Source organism: Stenotrophomonas sp. Marseille-Q4652 (assembly GCF_916618915.1).
Taxonomy (GTDB): domain Bacteria; phylum Pseudomonadota; class Gammaproteobacteria; order Xanthomonadales; family Xanthomonadaceae; genus Stenotrophomonas.
This window is the reverse complement of record NZ_CAKAKE010000001.1, coordinates 2,698,283-2,715,575: the sequence shown is the minus strand read 5'-3', so window position 1 is coordinate 2,715,575 and position 17,293 is coordinate 2,698,283. Positions and strand designations below refer to the sequence as shown.

Below are 17,293 nucleotides of genomic sequence, written 5' to 3'. Positions count from 1 at the left end.
TCAGCGAAGGAACGACCGGATCAGGCGGCCTTCTTCTGCGCGATCCAGCGATCGACGCGGCGCTCCAGCAGGTCCAGCGGCAGGCTGCCGCCGCCGAGCACGGTGTCGTGGAAACCGCGGATGTCGAACTTGTCGCCCAGTTCCTTCTCGGCCTTCCTGCGCAGTTCCTGCATGCGGATCATGCCGACCTTATAGGCCGTGGCCTGGCCGGGCATGATCAGGTAACGCTGGATTTCCGAACGGATCGCCGCATCGGGCACCGAGCTGTTGGCGCGGAAGTAGTCAAACGCCTGCTGCTCGGTCCAGCCCTTGGCATGAATGCCGGTGTCCACCACCAGGCGGATCGCACGCCACATCTCCGACATCAGCCGGCCGTATTCCGAATACGGGTTCTCGTAGGTGCCCGGGATTTCCTTGGCCAGGCTCTCCGAGTACAGCCCCCAGCCCTCGATGTAGGCGGTGGAGAACGACTGCGTGCGGAAGGTCGGCACGCCGGTCAGTTCCTGGGCGATGGCGATCTGCATGTGATGGCCCGGCAGGCCCTCGTGGTAGGCGATCACCTCCAGCTCGGTCTTCGGCATCGCGTTCATGTCCGACAGGTGCGCGTAGTACACGCCCGGACGCGAACCATCCGGCGTACCCGGGTGGTAGTGCTGGGCCGCGCCGTCCTGCTCGCGGAAGGCTTCCACGCGGCGCACTTCCAGCGCGGCCTTGGGCATCAGGCCGAAGTACTCGGGCAAGTGCTGGCGGATGTTCTCGATCTTGGCCTTGGCCTCGTCGATGTAGGCCTGGCGGCCGGCATCGGTGTTGGGGAAGCGCTGTGCCGGATCGTCCTGCACATGCTTGAAGAACGCCTGCAGGTCGCCTTCCACGCCGATGGTCTTCTGCACCTTTTCCAGCTCGCCGCGCAGGCGGGCCACTTCCGACAGGCCAAGCTGGTGGATCTGCTCGGCATCCATGTCAGTGGAGGTGTGCATGCGGAGCAGCTGGGTGTAGTACTCCGCGCCATTGGGCTGGGTGGTGCCGATACCGGCAGGGTTCTCGAGCGACAGCGGCAGTTGTTCCTGGCCGAATGCGATCACGCGCTCGTAGGCCGGCTTGAACTGCTCCACCAGCGCGGTACGCGCCTGCTGCTTGAGCTCGGCCGCGCGCTCGGCAGTGATCTTTCCGTCGCTGGCCAGCTTGTCGGCCTTGGCCTGGGCGTCGGCCCACAGCGCGCTGTCGGCGCCGCCATCGAACGGCGCGCCGCTGATCACCTTCCTGGACTGGTCGATGACGCCCTGCCAGGCAAAACGCGGCGGGCGAATGCCCTTTCCGGCCGCGGCGCGCGCGCGATCCAGCGCCTGGTCGAACGCGGTGCCGAGCTTGTTGATGCGGCTGATATAGGCGAGGTAGTCCTGCTCCTCGTCGACCTTGTGGTAGTTGATCAGGAAGGTCGGCACGAAGTTCTGCATGCCGTTCATCTGGTCGAACGGGTAGTCGTTGAGCAGGAAGGCCAGGCCGTCGCGCTCGTTCTCGTACTGCTTCTTCCACAGGTCCCAGGACAGCTGCGCCTCCGGATCCAGCCTGGTGTAGTCGAACTGGTCCTCCATCTCCTTGACCGTGGCCTCGCGCCAGGCCAGCTGCCTGCGCATGCCTTCCTCGGACAGGTCATCGACCTGGTCGTACTTGTCCTTGCGGCCCAGCACCGACAATCCCATCGGGCTGAACTGCAGCAGCTCCTCGTACTTGGTCTCGAACCAGGCATTGAGTCGTTCGGTTTCGGCCTGGATGGCCTCGGCGCTGGCGACCGGGTTCTGCGGCTGCGGCTGGGCGGCATCGCGGGAGCAGGCGCCCAGCGACAGGGCCAGGGCCAGTGCAAGGGCGGTACAGGCAGGGTAATGACGCATGCAGGAGTCCAGTGGAAGAGCCAGCGGCGATTGTGCCTGCTGCGGGCCGCGTGCGGGCAGGCAGCGCTGCCGGTCATGCTCGGGCAGGGCCCGGCTGGTAGCATGTCGCCCCCGTATTACAGGCATTGCAGGCACCGTCCCATGGCCGACCCCAAGAATCCGCCCGTCACCCAGGCCCAGGCCGAGGACGCCGTGCGCACCCTGCTGCGCTGGGCCGGCGAAGACCCCGCGCGCGAAGGCCTGCTGGATACCCCGCGACGCGTGGCCGAGGCCTATGGCGACTGGTTCAGTGGTTACCGCGAGGACCCGCGCGCCTACATGGAACGCACCTTCGAGGAAGTGGCCGGCTACGACGAACTGATCGTGCTGCGCGACATCGAGTACGAAAGCCACTGCGAACACCACATGGCGCCGATCATCGGCCGCGTACACGTGGGCTACCTGCCGGCCGGCAAGGTGGTGGGCATCTCCAAGCTGGCGCGGGTGGTCGAAGCCTATGCGCGCCGTTTCCAGGTGCAGGAGAAGATGACTGCGCAGATCGCGCAGTGCATCCAGGACGTGCTGCAGCCGCTGGGCGTGGGCGTCGTGGTGGAAGGTGCGCACGAGTGCATGACCACGCGCGGCATCCACAAGCGCGGCGTGTCGATGGTCACGTCGAAGATGCTGGGCACGTTCCGCGACGACGCGCGCACCCGCGCCGAGTTCCTGCAGTTCATCGAGGTCGGCGGCAAGCGCTGACCCCTCGCTGCGGCGACGCCTGTCTCAGCAGGCGTCGTCGACCAGCAGCAGTTTTTCCTCGCGGCGGAACCAGCCGTCCCCGCCCTCGGGCAGGAACACCGTGCAGTGTTCCATCGGCGCCTGGTACACGTGCACCGACACCGCCACGGTGTCGTCGCTGGGGTTCTGCAGCACGTGGTATTCATGCGGCGGCACCAGCTTTCCGGCGCTGCCGGGCCCGGCCGGAATCGTGCCCACGACGCGGAAGCGCGCGCGCTGCGGCTGCTCTTCCAGCAGCTCGTACTGGGTGACCTGCAGGTCGCCCTGCCACACGCCATCCACGCACCACAGCCCGTCATGGTCGTGCAGCGGCGTGCCCTGGTGCGGGGCCCAGGTCATCGCGATCACGCTGTAGCCATGCGCGGCGCTGCGGTAGATCTCGCGGCGTGCGTAATGGCCCTCCACCGGCTCGCGGATCACCGACGGCAGTTCGATGCCCGGATCGGCAATGGCGTCGAGCAGCACGCGCTCCACGGCTGCGGCTACCTCTCCGGCATTGCCGGCCTGCACGGCGCGGTCCAGTTGTTCGATCAGGCGCGTGCCGCCGCGGCACTGCGGAAGAAGAAAGTCGGCTGTCATGGGCGACAGTCTAGTGGAGCGCAGTTAATCAAGTGTTCGCCGCGGTGCCACGCTCGCGCCGATTCCGGCTTATCACGGCATGTTGCCGGGGGTTCGCCCCCGTTTCACTGGATATCACCTCATTGCTCAGAACGTGCCGCGCTGGATGAAGGGTGCCTGCTGGTAGAGCCGGCGCTCGCCGCCGCGCGGGTCGTCGACCTGCCGGCTGGGCGAGTCGAACACCATCGTCTGTCGTCGCGCCAGGTCGTACGGTTCCCAGCGCGGCAGGCCGGCGTGGTTGGGATCGCCGTGGCGGGCGAATGCCAGCAGCGCGTCGCGCATCGCCGCGGCCATGGCACGAGCGTCGTCACTGGTGCCGGTGCGTGATTCCGGCAGGTCGAGGTTGTCGAACACCAGCGGGATGTCCAGGGTGTGGAAGGCGCGCAGCTTCTCCGCCTCGCCGCCGCGTGCGTACCAGTCCAGCTGGTAGGCCCAGGTCGGCGCCGCACCGGCCGGTTGCCGCGCGCGCGCTTCCAGTTCCTCCACCGCGCCGCGCCACGAGCGCCCGGCGGTGGTCGCGGCGAAGAACACCTCCGACGGCGTGTACTGCGGATACAGGCGGCGGTACTCGTCGATCACCACCGACGGCAACAGGTCCACGTACTGCTGGGTTTCCAGCCTGGCGGGGAGCTCGTCCCAGCCCAGCTCGAAGTTGCGCGGGTCATTGCCGAGGAAGGCGCGGGTCTCGTCGTGGGTATTGCCGATCACCATCGGGATGCCGGCCGACTGCACGGGCGCCTGCGGCCAGAAGGGATGCGCCGGCAGCGCGCGCGCATCCAGCACCGGGCCCAGGTACAGCGAGGTGTCCTCCACGCGCGAGGGATCGCGCAGCCTGGTGGCTTCCAGGAGTTTTTCCATCGGCATCGTGGCCAGTGCCTGCGCGTCGCGCGCGCCGAAGTGCTCCAGCACCAGCTGCGCGCGCTGGGTGGCCGCACGCGGGCCGGCGGCGGTGACCTGCTGGCCGCTCATGGTCCAGGCGCGATGGAACAGCCCGCGCGCAGCCGGCATCGCCATCAGCGTGGCGATCTTGGCGCCGCCGCCGGACTGCCCGAACACGGTGACGTTGCCGGCATCGCCGCCGAACTCGCCCGCGTGCTCGCGTACCCACTGCAGCGCCTGCACCAGGTCCAGCTGGCCGACGTTGCCCGAATCGGCAAACGCCGGCCCGCCGAGCTGGGCCAGGTAGAGGTAGCCGAACAGGTTGAGCCGATGGTTGACGGTGATGACCACCACGTCGCCATGGCGGGCGAGGTTACCCCCGTCGTACAGCGGGCTGGAGCCGGAGCCGTTGTTGTATCCACCGCCGTGGATGTAGACCAGCACCGGGCGCTTGCCGCCATCGCGCAGGCCCGGCGTCCACACGTTGAGGTACAGGCAGTCCTCGCTGCCCGGGCCTTCGCCACCGCCCTGCGGCGCGGCGTTGCCAAAGTCCAGAGCCTCGCGCACGCCGCGCCAGCGGGCCTCGCGCAGCGCCGGCTGGAACCTGCGCGGCGCGGTGTCGGCGCCATAGGGAATGCCCCGGAACACATGGATACCGCCTTCGCGCTGGCCGGCGATGTGGCCGCTGCGGGTCCGCGCCAAGGAGCTGGCTGGTGGTGCGGCATGGGCCAGCGGCGAGCCTGCCAGCGCCAGGCCCGCGCCGAGCAGGGCGCTGCCGCGCAGGAAGTCGCGGCGATCCAGCGCCATGCCGGGCGGGGAAATCGGGGTGTCGTCGGCCATTGCTCAGTCCTCGGGCAGTGCGTGGATCCAGTCCAGGGCCAGCCGGGGCCACGCCGCCACGGTCAGCCCCACGGTGCCGCGCACGCCAAAGCCATGGCCGCCACGCGGGAAGATGTGCATCTGCGTCGGCACGCCGGCCTGCAGCAGGGCCCGGTGGAACAGCAGGCTGTTGCCGACCGGCACCGCCTCGTCGTCCTGGGCGTGCAGCAGGAAGGTCGGCGGCGTGTCCGCGCTGGCCTGGTGCTGCATCGAGAAGCGGTGCAGTGCCGCGGCATCAGGCGCATTGCCGAGCAGGCGCTGGCGCGAGCCGGCATGGGTGTCCGGCCCCTCCATGTCGATCACCGGGTAGATGAGCAGCTGGAAGTCCGGGCGCGCGGGAAGGGAATCGGCCTTGTCTACCGCCGGATAGGTCCCGGTGGCGAAACCGGTGCCCAGCCGCGCCGCCAGGTGGCCACCGGCGGAAAAGCCCATCACCCCGATGCGGCCGGGGTCCAGGCCCCAGTCGCCCGCACCGGCCCGGATCAGCCGCAGCGCGCGCTGCGCGTCGGCCAGCGCGGCCTGCACGTCGGTGCGGCCCTCGCCCGGCAGGCGGTAACGCAGCACGAACAGGGTCAGCCCGCCGCGCTCGACGAAGTCGGGCAGCAGCGCGCTGCCCTCCTTGTCCAGCACCACGCGCTGGTAGCCGCCGCCGGGCAGGACCAGCACGCCGACGCCATTGGGCCGCGCCGGGCGGTGGACGGTCATGCAGGGGGTGGAAATGTGGTCGACATAACGGTCGGGCAGGGCGGGGTCATCGCTGCGCTCGACCATCCGCTCCGGCTGGGCCAGCGGCGTGTCCAATGGTGCCAGTCCGCCGGGCCACAGCGGCAGGCACGGGCCATCGGCGGCCTGAGCCGGTACCACGGCCATGGCGACCGGGAAGGCCAGGGCGACAAGCAGGCAGCAGCGGCGGATCACGGGGAACATCGCAGGCTCCGGAAGGGCAATCGGCCCCCGGCAGGGCCGGCCGTTGTTGCGGCGCGGATTGCCAGATGACACCGGTTTACCATATACAGCCAACCTGACGACTGTCGATTGGCAGTGCAACACGACCCCCAGGAGACGCACTTGAGCAGCGATCAAGGCAAACAGGAAAACCCCGAAGCCGAGGCGACCGGAATCGTCCGGCAGTTCCTCGACGCACGTCGCCGCGGGCAGGCCTTGCCCGCCTTCCCGGGCTCGATTCCGGCGGACCTGGAAGCGGCGTACCAACTCCAGGACCAGGCCATCGCCCAGTGGGGCGATGCGGTGGTTGGTTGGAAGGTCGGCTTCATCGCCCCGGAGCGCCGCGACCAGTCCGGTGACGAACGCCTGCTGGGCCCGATCTTTTCCCGCAAGCTCTGGAATGCTACCGGTGCCATCGTGGATATCCCGGTATTTGCAGGCGGTTTCGGCGCGGTCGAGGCCGAGTACGTGCTGCGGCTGGACGCCGACGCGCCGGCCGACAAGCTCCACTGGAGCCCGGAAGAAGCCGCGCAGCTGCCCTCCACCCTGCACATCGGCGTGGAAGTGGCCAGCAGCCCGCTGGCGACCATCAACCAGCTCGGTCCGATCGTGGTGGTGTCCGACTTCGGCAACAACAACGGGCTGGTGCTGGGGGGCGAGATCGCCAACTGGACCGCGCTGGACGAGGCCGGGCTGGTTGCCGAGACCCGGATCGAGGGCGAGGTGGTCGGCACCGGCGGTGCCTGCCGGCTGCCCGGTGGCCTGCGCGGCGCCTTTGCCTTCGCGCTGGCCCGCTCGGCCAGGCGCGGGCGTCCGCTGAAGAAGGGCGATCTCATCGCCACCGGCAACGCCACCGGCATCCACGACATCGCCATCGGCCAACAGGCCATGATCGAGTTCGTGGGCCACGGCGGCATTTCTTGCAGGGCCGTCGCCGCCGGGTAAGCCCGGTAAACGACGGCGAAGGCGCGGGAGGGCGCAATGATTACTCGCAGAGGTTTCCTGACCACCAGCCTGGGCGCGATGGCCGCGCCGCTGCTGGGTGCCTGCGGCGCTGGCGGCAAGGACGTGGCGGCCACCGGCACCCAGTTGTTGACCGCCACCGACGTACACGTGGCCGACTACCCCACAGTCACCGCGGTGAAGTGGATCGGCGAGACGCTGGAGCGCGAGACCGGTGGCCGGCTGAAGCTGCGCCAGTACCACTCCGGCCAGCTCGGCCGCGAGGCCGAGGCGATCGACATGGCCCGCTTCGGCGCCATCGACATCACCCGCGTGTATTCGGGCGCGCTCAACAACGCCTTCCCGCTGACCCAGGCGCTGTGCCTGCCGTACGTGTTCGATTCGGTCGCGCACATGCGCGCCGCGCTCGATGGCGGCATCGCCGATGCGGTGCTGGCCGGGTTCGAGAACCGCGACCTGGTGGGCCTTGCGATCTACGACTCGGGCGCGCGCTGCTTCTACAACACCAAGCACCCGATCGTGACCCCGGCCGACCTGCACGGCCTGAAGCTGCGCGTGGCCAGCTCGGACATCTTCATCCAGCTGATGCGCCTGCTCGGGGCCAACCCGACGCCGATGTCGCTGGGCGACACGTTCTCCGGCATGGAGACGCACATGATCGACGGCGCCGAGAACAACATGCGCAGCTTCCATTCCAGCCGCCATTTCGAGGCCGCGCGTTACTGGTCGCAGAGCGAGCACTCCTACGCGCCGGACGTGCTGCTGATGTCGCGGCGCAGCTTCGAGACGCTGGCCCCGGCCGATCGCCAGTTGCTGCTGGAAACCGCCCGCGCCTCGGTCAAGGTGATGCGCGAGCGCTGGGATGCCTCGGAAAGCACGGCCCGCCAGGCCGTGCTCGACGCCGGCATCCAGGCCAACGAGGTCGACATGGCCGCGTTCCGCCAGGCCGCGCAGCCGCTGCTGCAGCGCTACCTCGGCCAGCCCGAAATCGCTTCCCTGCACCGTCGCATCCGCGACTTCGCCTGAGGCCCACCGCGAATGTCCGACACGACCCAGATTCCCGTTCCCACCGGTGCCCAGCGCGTGCTGGCCCGGCTCGCCGACCTTGCCATCCATACCGCCGTCGTGGCCCTGCTCGGGCTGGTGGTGGTGCAGGGCTGGCAGGTCTTCGCCCGCTATGTGATCAACGATTCGCCCAGCTGGACCGAACCGGTCACCCTGTTGCTGCTGGCCACGGCGATGAGCCTGGGCGCGGCCGGTGGCGTGCACACCAACCGACATTTCGGCTTCTTCCTGCTGCAGGACCACGTGCGCCCGGGCGTGCGCCGGCTGATCGACGTGATCGTGCCGCTGGTGATCGCCACCATCGGCGGCTTCATCGCCTGGTGGGCCGGCGTGCTGTTGTTCGATGGCCTGTCGATCAAGGCCGCCGGCGCATCGATGCCGCAGAGCATCAATTATCTGCCGCTGAGCATGGGCGGTGCGCTGATGGTGGTGTTCGCGCTCAACCGCCTGGTGCTGTCGCTGCGCCCGGCCACCCTCGAAGGAGGCAGCTGAGCCATGGGTATCGCCATCCTGTTCCTTGTCTTTGCGATCCTGCTGGTGATCGGCGTGCCGGTGGCCTATGCACTGGCCGCCGCGGCGCTGGCCACCCTGCTGTACCTGGACATCCCCTCGATCGTGCTGGTGCAGCAGATCTCGGCCGGCACCGGTTCGGCCTCGCTGATCGCCATTCCGCTGTTCATCTTCGCCGGCGAAATCATGATGCGCGGCGGCATCTCCGAACGCCTGATCGCGCTGGCCTCCTCGCTGGTCGGCCGCCTGCGTGGCGGTCTGGGCCAGGTGTCGGTGCTGTCGTCGCTGTTCTTCGGCGGCGTGTCCGGCTCGGCGATCGCCGACGTCTCGGCGGTGGGCGGCACGATGATCCCGCAGATGGTCAAGCGCGGTTACGACCGTGACTTCGCGGTCAACGTCAGCATCACCGCCGCACTGGTGGCGCTGCTGGTGCCGCCCTCGCACAACCTGATCCTGTTTTCGGCCGCGGCCGGTGGCGGGTTGTCGATCGCCGACCTGTTCGCCGCCGGCATCGTGCCCGCGCTGCTGATGACCGTCGCACTGATGGTCACTGGCTATGTGGTCGCGCGTCGCCGCGGCTACGGCGTTGAAGCCTTCCCGGGCATGCGCGCGGTAATGCTGCGCCTGCTCTCGGCCCTGCCGGGCCTGGGCCTGGTGGCGCTGATCTTCGTCGGCATCCGCGCCGGCATCTTCACAGCGGTCGAGTCGGCGGCCATTGCCGTGGTCTACGCGCTGCTGGTGACCACCGTGATGTACCGCCAGCTGCGGTTGAAGGAATTCCTCGAAACCGTGGTACACGCGGCGCGCAGCACCGGCGTGATCCTGTTCGTGATCGCCACCGCGGCGGTGTTCGGCTGGCTGCTGGCCTACCTGCAGGTGCCGACCGCGGCGGTGGAATTCCTGCAGTCCTTCGCCCACAGCAAGTACATGGTGCTGCTGATGATCGTGGTCATGCTGTTGCTGCTGGGGACCTTCATGGACCTGGCGCCGATGATCCTGATCTGCACGCCGATCTTCCTGCCGGTGGCCAGGGCTTATGGCATCGACCCGATCCACTTCGGCCTGGTGCTGGTGCTGACCGGTGGCCTGGGCCTGGTGACGCCGCCGGTGGGCTCGGTGCTGTTCATCGGCACGGCGATCGGCAAGATCAGCGTCGGCGAGAGCATGCGCACCATCTGGCCGTTCTGGTTGGTCGGGCTGGGCGTGCTGCTGGTGGTGGCGTTCTTCCCGCAGCTGTCGCTGTGGCTGCCGCAGTTACTGCGCAGCTGAGGCCGGCGGGCTGGCCGGCGGCCCGCCGCCGCCAGCCGCACCATGTTCGCCACCGGCCCGGGCCGGTCGGTACGGAGTTCCGTTACCGGGCGGTGTCTCGGGCTACCATCGCGATGTCGCGGGACATTCCTGCCCCTGGCCCGCTGGCCGGCGGTGGACAGGCCACTCCGCCACTTCGCACCGCGCGCCGGATGGCGCGCGGCCGTTGAACCCCTGTATTGACGGTTGAAGACCATGTCCCTGCGTAGCAAGACCGACCTCGAAAGCGCCCCCAGGACCGGGGGCAAGGCCGCCACCATCAACGACATCGCGCGCCTGTCCGGAGTCTCCAAGAAGACGGTCTCGCGGATCATCAACAACTCGCCGCTGGTGCGTAAGGACACCCGCGAGAAGGTCGAGGCGCTGATGCGCGAGGTCGGCTACGCGCCGGACCCGCTGGCCCGCGGCCTGGCGTTCCGGCGCTCGTTCCTGATCGGCATGGTCTACGACAACCCCACCGCGCAGTACATCGTGGACATGCAGTACGGCGCGCTGGATGCGCTGCGCGGCTCCAGCTTCGAGCTGGTGGTGCACCCGTGCGACAGCCGCAGCCCCGGCTACATCGAGGGCGTGCGCCGCTTCGTGCAGCAGCAGAAGCTGCACGGGGTGATCCTGGTGCCGCGTGCCTCCGAGGACCAGGCCCTGGCCGACATGCTGGCCGAGATCGGCTGCCGCTATACCCGGATCGCCTCGCTGCCTTTGGATGACTCCTCGCAGATGGTGATCACCCACGACCGCGACGGCGCCGCCGAAGCCGCCGACTACCTGCTGTCGCTGGGCCACCGCGACATTGCCCTGATCACCGGCCCCACGGCCTACCGCTCGGCGCACGAGCGCACCGCCGGCTTCATCGACGCGCTGACCAAGCGCGGCATCGAGCTGCCGCCGGAACGGATCATCGAGGCCGGCTACACCTTCGAATCCGGCGTGGCCGCGGCCGAGAAGCTGCTGCTGGGCAAGCAGCGGCCGACCGCGATCTTCACCGGAAACGACGAAATGGCCGCCGGCGTCTACAAGGTCGCCATGCGCGCCGGCATCAACATTCCGCGCCAGCTGTCCATCGTCGGCTACGACGACAGCCCGCTGGCCTCGCGCCTGTGGCCGTCGCTGACCTCGGTGCGCCGGCACACCCGCGACACCGGCCGCACTGCCGCGGCGATGCTGATCCAGCCCGACGGCAGCCAGACCCTGCCCATGGCCAGCGTGCGCCCGCACCTGATCGTGCGCGACTCCTGCCAGCCCCCGGAGGATTGATCCACTGCCCTTGCCGGCCGCGATGGCGGTCGGTCCGCGGCTTCTTGCGCCGCAAAATGACACCGGTTTCCAGCCCGGCTAGAATGGACCCAATCCCTGGCCGCGCGCGGCGCGATGGAGGACGACCCATGTACCAGAAGACCTATTACGCAACCCATCCCGGCGTGGTGCACGGCGCCAGCAACGATGAGCTGCGCGATCTGTACCTGCTGGACGGCCTGTTCGTCCCCGGCGAGCTGCGGCTGAGTTACACCCACTACGAGCGATTCGTGGTCGGTGGCGCCGCACCACTCGCCCAGCCGCTGGCGCTGCCGCGGCAGACCGAGCCGGCCTCGGCCGCCGGCCATCCGTTCCTGGAACGCCGCGAGCTGGGCGTCATCAACGTGGGCGCCGGGCAAGGCACGGTGACCGTGGACGGCACCGACCACGTGCTCGGGCCCAAGGACGGCCTGTACGTGGCGATGGGCAGCGAGGACGTGCAGTTCGCCTCGACCGATGCCGGCAACCCGGCGCAGTTCTACCTGGTCTCGACCCCGGCGCATGCGCGCTTCGAGACCAGGCAGCTCTCGATCAAGGACGCGGTGGCGCTGGAGCGCGGCGCGCTGGAGACCAGCAACGAGCGCACGATCTACCAGTACATCGTGCCGGCCACCTGCCAGTCCTCGCAGCTGCTGCTGGGCCTGACCGTGCTCAAGCCGGGCAGCGTGTGGAACACCATGCCGCCGCACCTGCACGACCGCCGCAGCGAGGTCTATTTCTACTTCGACCTGGGCGACAACGACCGCGTCTACCACTTGATGGGCCAGCCCGAGGCGCAGCGCCACATCGTGATGCGCAACAACGAGGCCGTGGTCTCGCCGCCCTGGTCGATCCACATGGGCGCCGGCACCAGCAACTACGCCTTCATCTGGGCGATGGGCGGCGAGAACCTCGACTACACCGACATGCACGTGCTGGACATCTGCCAGCTCAAGTGAACGCGCCGGCGCGGGCCGGCATCCATTACGTACCGAACCACCCCTGGAGAGGAACACATGACGAATCCATTCAGTCTCGAAGGCAAGGTCGCCCTGGTAACCGGTGCCAATACCGGTCTGGGCCAGGGCATCGCGCTGGCGCTGGCCGCCGCCGGTGCCGACATTGCCGGCGCCGGCATCGCCCCGCCGGACGAGACTGCCGCCAAGGTGCGTGCGCTGGGTCGCCGCTTCCTCGCCATCGAGGCGAACCTGGTCACCATCGAGCCGGTCGAGCGCGTCGTACGCGAGACCGTCGAGGGCCTGGGCGGGCTGGACATCCTGGTCAACAACGCCGGCCTGATCCGTCGTGCCGATGCGGTGGAGTTCTCCGAGAAGGACTGGGACGACGTCATGAACGTCAACATCAAGTCCGCCTTCTTCATGTCGCAGGCCGCCGGCAGGCACTTCATCGCCCAGGGCAGCGGCAAGATCATCAACATCGCCTCGATGCTGTCCTTCCAGGGCGGCATCCGCGTGCCGTCCTACACCGCCTCCAAGAGCGGCATTGCCGGCATCACCCGCCTGCTGGCCAACGAGTGGGCCGGCAAGGGCGTGTGCATCAATGCCATCGCCCCGGGCTACATGGCCACCGACAACACCGCCCAGCTGCGTGCCGACGAGGAGCGCAACAAGTCGATCCTGGACCGCATCCCGGCCGGTCGCTGGGGCAAGCCGGAAGACCTGGGCGGCGCCGCCGTGTTCCTGGCTTCCAGTGCCTCGGACTACGTCAACGGCGCGATCATCCCGGTCGACGGCGGCTGGCTGGCACGCTGATCCAACTCCCTGTCGCGCGTGCGGCTGGTCCCGCACGCGCAACCCTCTCCCCCTAAGCAAGAGAATGTCGCAATGAAGATCGCCTTGATGCAGGAATTCAGCCAGGCCGCGAAGAACCCGGTGGTCCTGCAGCAGCTCAACGACGTGGCCGCCACCCAGGGCCACGAAGTGTTCAACGTCGGTATGGACGGTGACAACGACCACCGCCTGACCTACATCCACCTGGGCATCTGCGCCGCGCTGCTGCTCAATGCCAAGGCCGTGGACTTCGTCGTCGCCGGCTGCGGCACCGGCCAGGGCGCGATGATGTCGCTCAATGCCTGGCCGGGCGTGTACTGCGGCTACTGCATCGAGCCGACCGACGCCTTCCTGTTCGCCCAGGTCAACAACGGCAACGCACTGGCGCTGCCGTTCGCCAAGGGCTACGGCTGGGGCGCGGAAATCAACATCCGCTACATCTTCGAGAAGGCCTTCGCCGGCGAGCGTGGCCAGGGTTACCCGGCCGAGCGCAAGGAATCGCAGATGACCAACGCCGGCATCCTGGCCCAGGTCAAGGCTGCTGCTTCCAAGGACTTCGTCGAAGGCCTGAAGTCCATCGACCAGGAACTGGTCAAGCAGGCCGTCGGCGGCGAGCGTTTCCAGAAGGCGTTCTTCGACAACGCCAAGGACGAGGCCATCGTTGCCTACGTCAAGGGCGTGCTCGGCAAGTAAGCCGCACACCGCTGTACGCCCGATCGGGCACACACGGGCGCCCGCGGGGCGCCCATGTTGTTTGTGTCCCCACTGTCCGTCCCCGTTGCTGATGCCGGAGCCCGCATGAAGCGTTCGATCCCGTGGTTGCTGCTGTTGTGCCTGTCCGCCGGCCATGCGCTGGCCGAACCGCAGCGCGTGTTCATCGCCGCCGATTCCACCGCGGCCAGCTATGGCCCCGAGCGCGCACCGCAGGCCGGCTGGGGGCAGATGCTGCAGGGCTGGCTGGATCCGGACCGGTGGGAAGTGCGCAACCACGCCATTGGCGGACGCAGCACGCGCAGCTTCATCGACGAGGGCCGGCTTGATGCCATCGCAGCGCAGATCGGCAAGGGCGACGTGCTGCTGATCCAGTTCGGCCACAACGACGCCAAGTTCGAGGATCCGAGCCGCTACACCGATCCGAAGACCGACTACCCGCGGTTGCTGGCCCGCTACATCGAGGTTGCGCGCGGCAAGGGCGCCACCCCGATCCTCATCACCCCGGTGGCACGGTTGCTGTACGACTTCGGTTCGCTGGTCGACACCCATGGCCTGTACACCGAGGCGGTCAAGCGCGTAGCGGAGGAGCAGAAGGTCGGCCTGATCGACCTCAACGCCAGCTCGATGGCGTGGATCCGCGCGCTGGGCGAGCAGGGCGCCAAGCCGTACTTCATGTTCGTGCCGGAACAGGACAAGGCCGACGGCACCCACTTCAGCACCGCCGGCGCCGCCGCCGTGGCCTGCCAGGTGATGCGCGGCTGGGTGCAGCTGCAGCCCGAGCTCAAGCCGCAGATGCAGCGCGACATCGACTGCGCCAGCAGCGCGGCCGAGGTGGCCAAGGCGCCGCCGAACACGCCCAGCTCGGCAGCCGCGGTCCCGGCCGCGCCACGCGCCGCTACCGGCGAACCGCGCAATGGCTCGCAGGTGGTGCACGAGAACGACGTGGCGAAGCAGCAGCCCGGCCCGCACGGTGGCGCCGGCCCGACCACCGCGCACTCGTTGTTCGCCGATGTGCTCGACCTGCCGTTCGTGCTGCGCAAGCGCGTGCTGCACAGGGGCGCGGGCATCGGCCTGCACCCACAGCACAAGGACGAGATCTACTACATCGTCAGCGGCCGCGGCCTGTACGTGCTCGACGGCCGCCAGTACGAGGTCGGTCCCGGCCATGCCCTGCTGACCCGCACCGGCAGCACCCATGCCCTGCAACAGACCGGCGAGGAAGACCTGGTGGTGTTGCTGGCGTATCCCGTGCAGCAGCCGTAGCGCTTCAGCCCAACAGCTTCGCGCAGCCGCCGAAGACCAGCAGGGCCGCAACAATGGCGCCGATGATGACGGCGTTCGTCCGGGCGCGGGCACGCAGGAACTCCTGTTGCTCCCGTACTTCGACCTGCCGCCGCGCGATGCCTGCCATGCGCGCAGCATGCGTTGCGCTCTCCGTGGCGTACACCTCGCGTAGCTGTGCCATCGACCCAGCGGGCAATTCGCGTTCGGCGTCGTCGAGGAAGCGTTGCTGGCGCAACTGTGCGGCTGCCACATCGCCACCTGACGCCAGGGCGAAGTTGATCGCATCCCAATGCTTCTGTGCCACCTCGCGCACCAGTTCCAGGTCCGGCATATCCGGCCCGCTGATGGTGCGGACAGGCGCCTGTGCCTGGGTGGCTTCAGTAGCGAACGCCACGGGAATTGGCGGCGCTTCCAGTTCCACCGGCACCCGGTAGCCACGCAACCCCAGCCGCCGTCGCCCAGCGCGTATCCGCGCGCCACTCCAACGGGCGAGGGTGCGATCCAACCGGAAAAACAACACCGCGACCGGGAGTGGAGCGGTAAAAAACAGCAATCCACCGCCCAGCACGGGCGGCTTGCCGGTGAACAGGAGCTCCATCAACGGCTTGCTGTAGGCGACGGAGATCATCATCGCCAGGCCATAGGCAACCGCCCACGACCAGAACCGGTAGTAGTAGCGGGTTGAACGCTTCGGATGGTCCAGCGACTCTTCCGGTGGCATGGACGCACGGCGCCAGCTGACCCTGGTACCCAGCACAGCCAGCAGCAGAGCCGCCAGCAGCAACACCACAAACACGACCTTCAGCCACTCAGACATCCCTGTCCCCACGTCGTTACGGGAAGCGCGAGCATAACGGGGCAGCAGAGCGCGGTTAGACGTCGCCGTCGCTGCTCCAGCCCTCGCCGGTGCCGCGCTGGAACACATGGTCGCCGGCCTGCACCTCGCCGGCTGGCAGGTGCGGCTGTTCGGCCAGGGCGGCGTAGATCGGGGTGAAGTCCGGTGAGGTCGCCTGCATCAGCTGTTCGAAGCTGTCGATCACGAAGTAGGTCTTCTGGAAGGTGTCGATGCGGTAGCGGGTGCGCATGATCCGCTCCAGGTCGAACCCGATCCGGTTGGGCGCGACCGATTCCAGCGAGTACAGCGATTCGCCCTTGGACGAGACGATGCCGGCGCCGTAGATGCGCAGGCCTTCGGCGGTATTGATCAGGCCGAATTCCACCGTGTACCAGTACAGCCGGGCCAGGTTCTGCAGCGCGTCCGGGCCGATCGCGTGCGCCTTGACCCCGCCGCGGCCGTACGCTTCCAAATAATCGGCGAACACCGGGTTCATCAGCAGCGGCACGTGGCCGAACAGGTCGTGGAACAAGTCGGGCTCGGCGATGTAGTCGATCTGGTCCGGACGGCGGATCCACCACGTCACCGGGAAGCGGCGGTTGGCCAGGTGGTCGAAGAAATCCAGCTCCGGCAGCAGGCCTTCCACGCCGACCAGGGTCCAGCCGGTGGCTGCGCCCAGCACTTCATTGAGCTGGTCAAAGCGCGGGATCTGGTGCTCGCTCATGCCCATCTCGTCCTGGGCATCCAGGAATTCCTGGCAGGCGCGGCCCACCAGCAGTTCCCGCTGGCGCTGGTACAGCGTGCTCCAGGTGGCGTGGTCGTCGGCGCTGTAGGTGTCCCAGGGCTGCTCGATCACGGCCGTGGTGTAGACCGGCACGTAGCCCTTGTCGGTCTGCTGGTGTTCGACGCGGCGCGCGGTGGCTTCCATGACGGGAAACTCCAGGAACGAGGGACCCATGATGGTAGGGAACGGGCCGCGCAACAGGATTGCAAAATTGCGCGCAACAAGGCGATACGCGCAATATGTTTGCGTACGAACCATGTTGCAGGGCAACAATGACAGCGAATTCCACGTTTGATCGCACGGATCTGCGGCTGCTCGTCGAGATCCAGCGCGACGGTCGCGCCACCAACGCCGAACTCGCCACCCGGGTGAACCTGTCGCCGTCGGCGTGCCTGCGCCGCATGCAGCGGCTGGAAGCCGAAGGCGTGATTGCCGGCTATGGGGCACGGCTGGAACCGCGCCGGATCGGCCTGGGCCTGCAGGCCTTCGTGCGCGTGCAGCTGGAAAAGCACGACCAGTCGGCGATCGGCCGTTTCACCGAAGGTGTACAGGAGTGGGACGAGGTGGTGGCTTGCCAGGCGCTGACCGGCGACATGGACTACCTGCTGCACGTCTACGTGCGCGACCTGGACCATTTCTCGGCGTTCCTGCTGGACAAGCTGCTCAATGCCTCGGGGGTGGCCGACGTCAATTCCAGCTTCGTGCTGCGCACGGTCAAGGAATTCCGCGCGCTGCCGCTGTCGCAGCTCGAGCGCGGCTGAGCGCGCAAAGGAAAACGGCC

17 protein-coding genes are annotated in these 17,293 nt (G+C 68.2%); 11 read left to right on the top strand and 6 right to left on the bottom strand.

The window, feature by feature from the left end; translation table 11 throughout:
- Positions 1–20: 20 nt before the first annotated feature.
- The gene (locus LG380_RS12845; RefSeq protein WP_225765610.1) at positions 21–1,889 is read right to left on the bottom strand and encodes a DUF885 domain-containing protein; all 1,869 of its coding nucleotides are present in this window, start codon (positions 1,887–1,889) and stop codon (positions 21–23) included.
- A 141-nt stretch (positions 1,890–2,030) separates the two neighbouring features.
- Here LG380_RS12845 and folE point away from each other — a divergent pair, with 141 nt between their 5' ends.
- Positions 2,031–2,627: a GTP cyclohydrolase I FolE gene (folE, locus tag LG380_RS12840; protein WP_225765608.1), complete on the top strand. Its 597-nt coding sequence runs from the start codon at positions 2,031–2,033 to the stop codon at positions 2,625–2,627.
- 24 nt (positions 2,628–2,651) lie between these two features.
- Here the strand turns inward: folE and LG380_RS12835 are convergent, their stop codons facing one another.
- The 3 genes from LG380_RS12835 to LG380_RS12825 all read right to left on the bottom strand — a co-directional run bounded on the left by LG380_RS12835 (position 2,652) and on the right by LG380_RS12825 (position 5,912).
- Positions 2,652–3,245 carry a cysteine dioxygenase family protein gene (locus LG380_RS12835; protein WP_225765606.1) on the bottom strand — a complete coding sequence of 198 codons (594 nt, stop codon included), beginning with the start codon at positions 3,243–3,245 and terminating at the stop codon, positions 2,652–2,654.
- A 126-nt stretch (positions 3,246–3,371) separates the two neighbouring features.
- Positions 3,372–5,003 carry a carboxylesterase family protein gene (locus LG380_RS12830; protein WP_225765604.1) on the bottom strand — a complete coding sequence of 544 codons (1,632 nt, stop codon included), beginning with the start codon at positions 5,001–5,003 and terminating at the stop codon, positions 3,372–3,374.
- 3 nt (positions 5,004–5,006) lie between these two features.
- A complete protein-coding gene (locus LG380_RS12825) occupies positions 5,007–5,912 on the bottom strand; it encodes an alpha/beta hydrolase (protein ID WP_225766615.1) in 906 nt (301 codons plus the stop codon).
- Between the two features lie 198 nt (positions 5,913–6,110).
- Between LG380_RS12825 and LG380_RS12820 the strand changes: the two genes are divergently transcribed.
- The 9 genes from LG380_RS12820 (at position 6,111) to LG380_RS12780 (ending at position 14,872) form a co-directional block, all read left to right on the top strand.
- Positions 6,111–6,932: a 2-keto-4-pentenoate hydratase gene (locus LG380_RS12820; protein WP_225765602.1), complete on the top strand. Its 822-nt coding sequence runs from the start codon at positions 6,111–6,113 to the stop codon at positions 6,930–6,932.
- Between the two features lie 36 nt (positions 6,933–6,968).
- A complete protein-coding gene (locus LG380_RS12815; protein ID WP_225765601.1) occupies positions 6,969–7,976 on the top strand; it encodes a TRAP transporter substrate-binding protein in 1,008 nt (335 codons plus the stop codon).
- Between the two features lie 12 nt (positions 7,977–7,988).
- Positions 7,989–8,507 carry a TRAP transporter small permease gene (locus LG380_RS12810; protein ID WP_225765600.1) on the top strand — a complete coding sequence of 173 codons (519 nt, stop codon included), beginning with the start codon at positions 7,989–7,991 and terminating at the stop codon, positions 8,505–8,507.
- Positions 8,508–8,510: 3 nt separating this feature from the next.
- The gene (locus tag LG380_RS12805) at positions 8,511–9,794 is read left to right on the top strand and encodes a TRAP transporter large permease (RefSeq protein WP_225765599.1); all 1,284 of its coding nucleotides are present in this window, start codon (positions 8,511–8,513) and stop codon (positions 9,792–9,794) included.
- Positions 9,795–10,028: 234 nt separating this feature from the next.
- The gene (locus tag LG380_RS12800; protein ID WP_225765598.1) at positions 10,029–11,087 is read left to right on the top strand and encodes a LacI family DNA-binding transcriptional regulator; all 1,059 of its coding nucleotides are present in this window, start codon (positions 10,029–10,031) and stop codon (positions 11,085–11,087) included.
- A gap of 128 nt (positions 11,088–11,215) precedes the next feature.
- Positions 11,216–12,064: a 5-dehydro-4-deoxy-D-glucuronate isomerase gene (kduI, locus tag LG380_RS12795; protein ID WP_225765597.1), complete on the top strand. Its 849-nt coding sequence runs from the start codon at positions 11,216–11,218 to the stop codon at positions 12,062–12,064.
- 57 nt (positions 12,065–12,121) lie between these two features.
- Positions 12,122–12,877, top strand: a complete 756-nt coding sequence (gene kduD, locus LG380_RS12790) for a 2-dehydro-3-deoxy-D-gluconate 5-dehydrogenase KduD (protein ID WP_225765596.1) — start codon at positions 12,122–12,124, stop codon at positions 12,875–12,877.
- Positions 12,878–12,949: 72 nt separating this feature from the next.
- Complete coding sequence (locus tag LG380_RS12785; RefSeq protein WP_225765595.1) at positions 12,950–13,588, top strand: RpiB/LacA/LacB family sugar-phosphate isomerase; 639 nt, start codon at positions 12,950–12,952, stop codon at positions 13,586–13,588.
- Positions 13,589–13,693: 105 nt separating this feature from the next.
- Positions 13,694–14,872 (top strand): GDSL-type esterase/lipase family protein, encoded by a 1,179-nt coding sequence (locus tag LG380_RS12780; RefSeq protein WP_225765594.1) that lies wholly within the window; start codon positions 13,694–13,696, stop codon positions 14,870–14,872.
- A 4-nt stretch (positions 14,873–14,876) separates the two neighbouring features.
- Here LG380_RS12780 and LG380_RS12775 read toward each other — a convergent pair whose 3' ends face one another.
- Positions 14,877–15,710, bottom strand: a complete 834-nt coding sequence (locus LG380_RS12775) for a hypothetical protein (protein WP_225765593.1) — start codon at positions 15,708–15,710, stop codon at positions 14,877–14,879.
- A 55-nt stretch (positions 15,711–15,765) separates the two neighbouring features.
- Positions 15,766–16,656, bottom strand: coding sequence for a phenylalanine 4-monooxygenase (gene phhA, locus LG380_RS12770; protein WP_225766613.1), 891 nt, complete (start codon positions 16,654–16,656; stop codon positions 15,766–15,768).
- A 128-nt stretch (positions 16,657–16,784) separates the two neighbouring features.
- Here phhA and LG380_RS12765 point away from each other — a divergent pair, with 128 nt between their 5' ends.
- Positions 16,785–17,273, top strand: a complete 489-nt coding sequence (locus LG380_RS12765; RefSeq protein ID WP_225765590.1) for an Lrp/AsnC family transcriptional regulator — start codon at positions 16,785–16,787, stop codon at positions 17,271–17,273.
- The last annotated feature ends 20 nt before the right edge of the window (positions 17,274–17,293 follow it).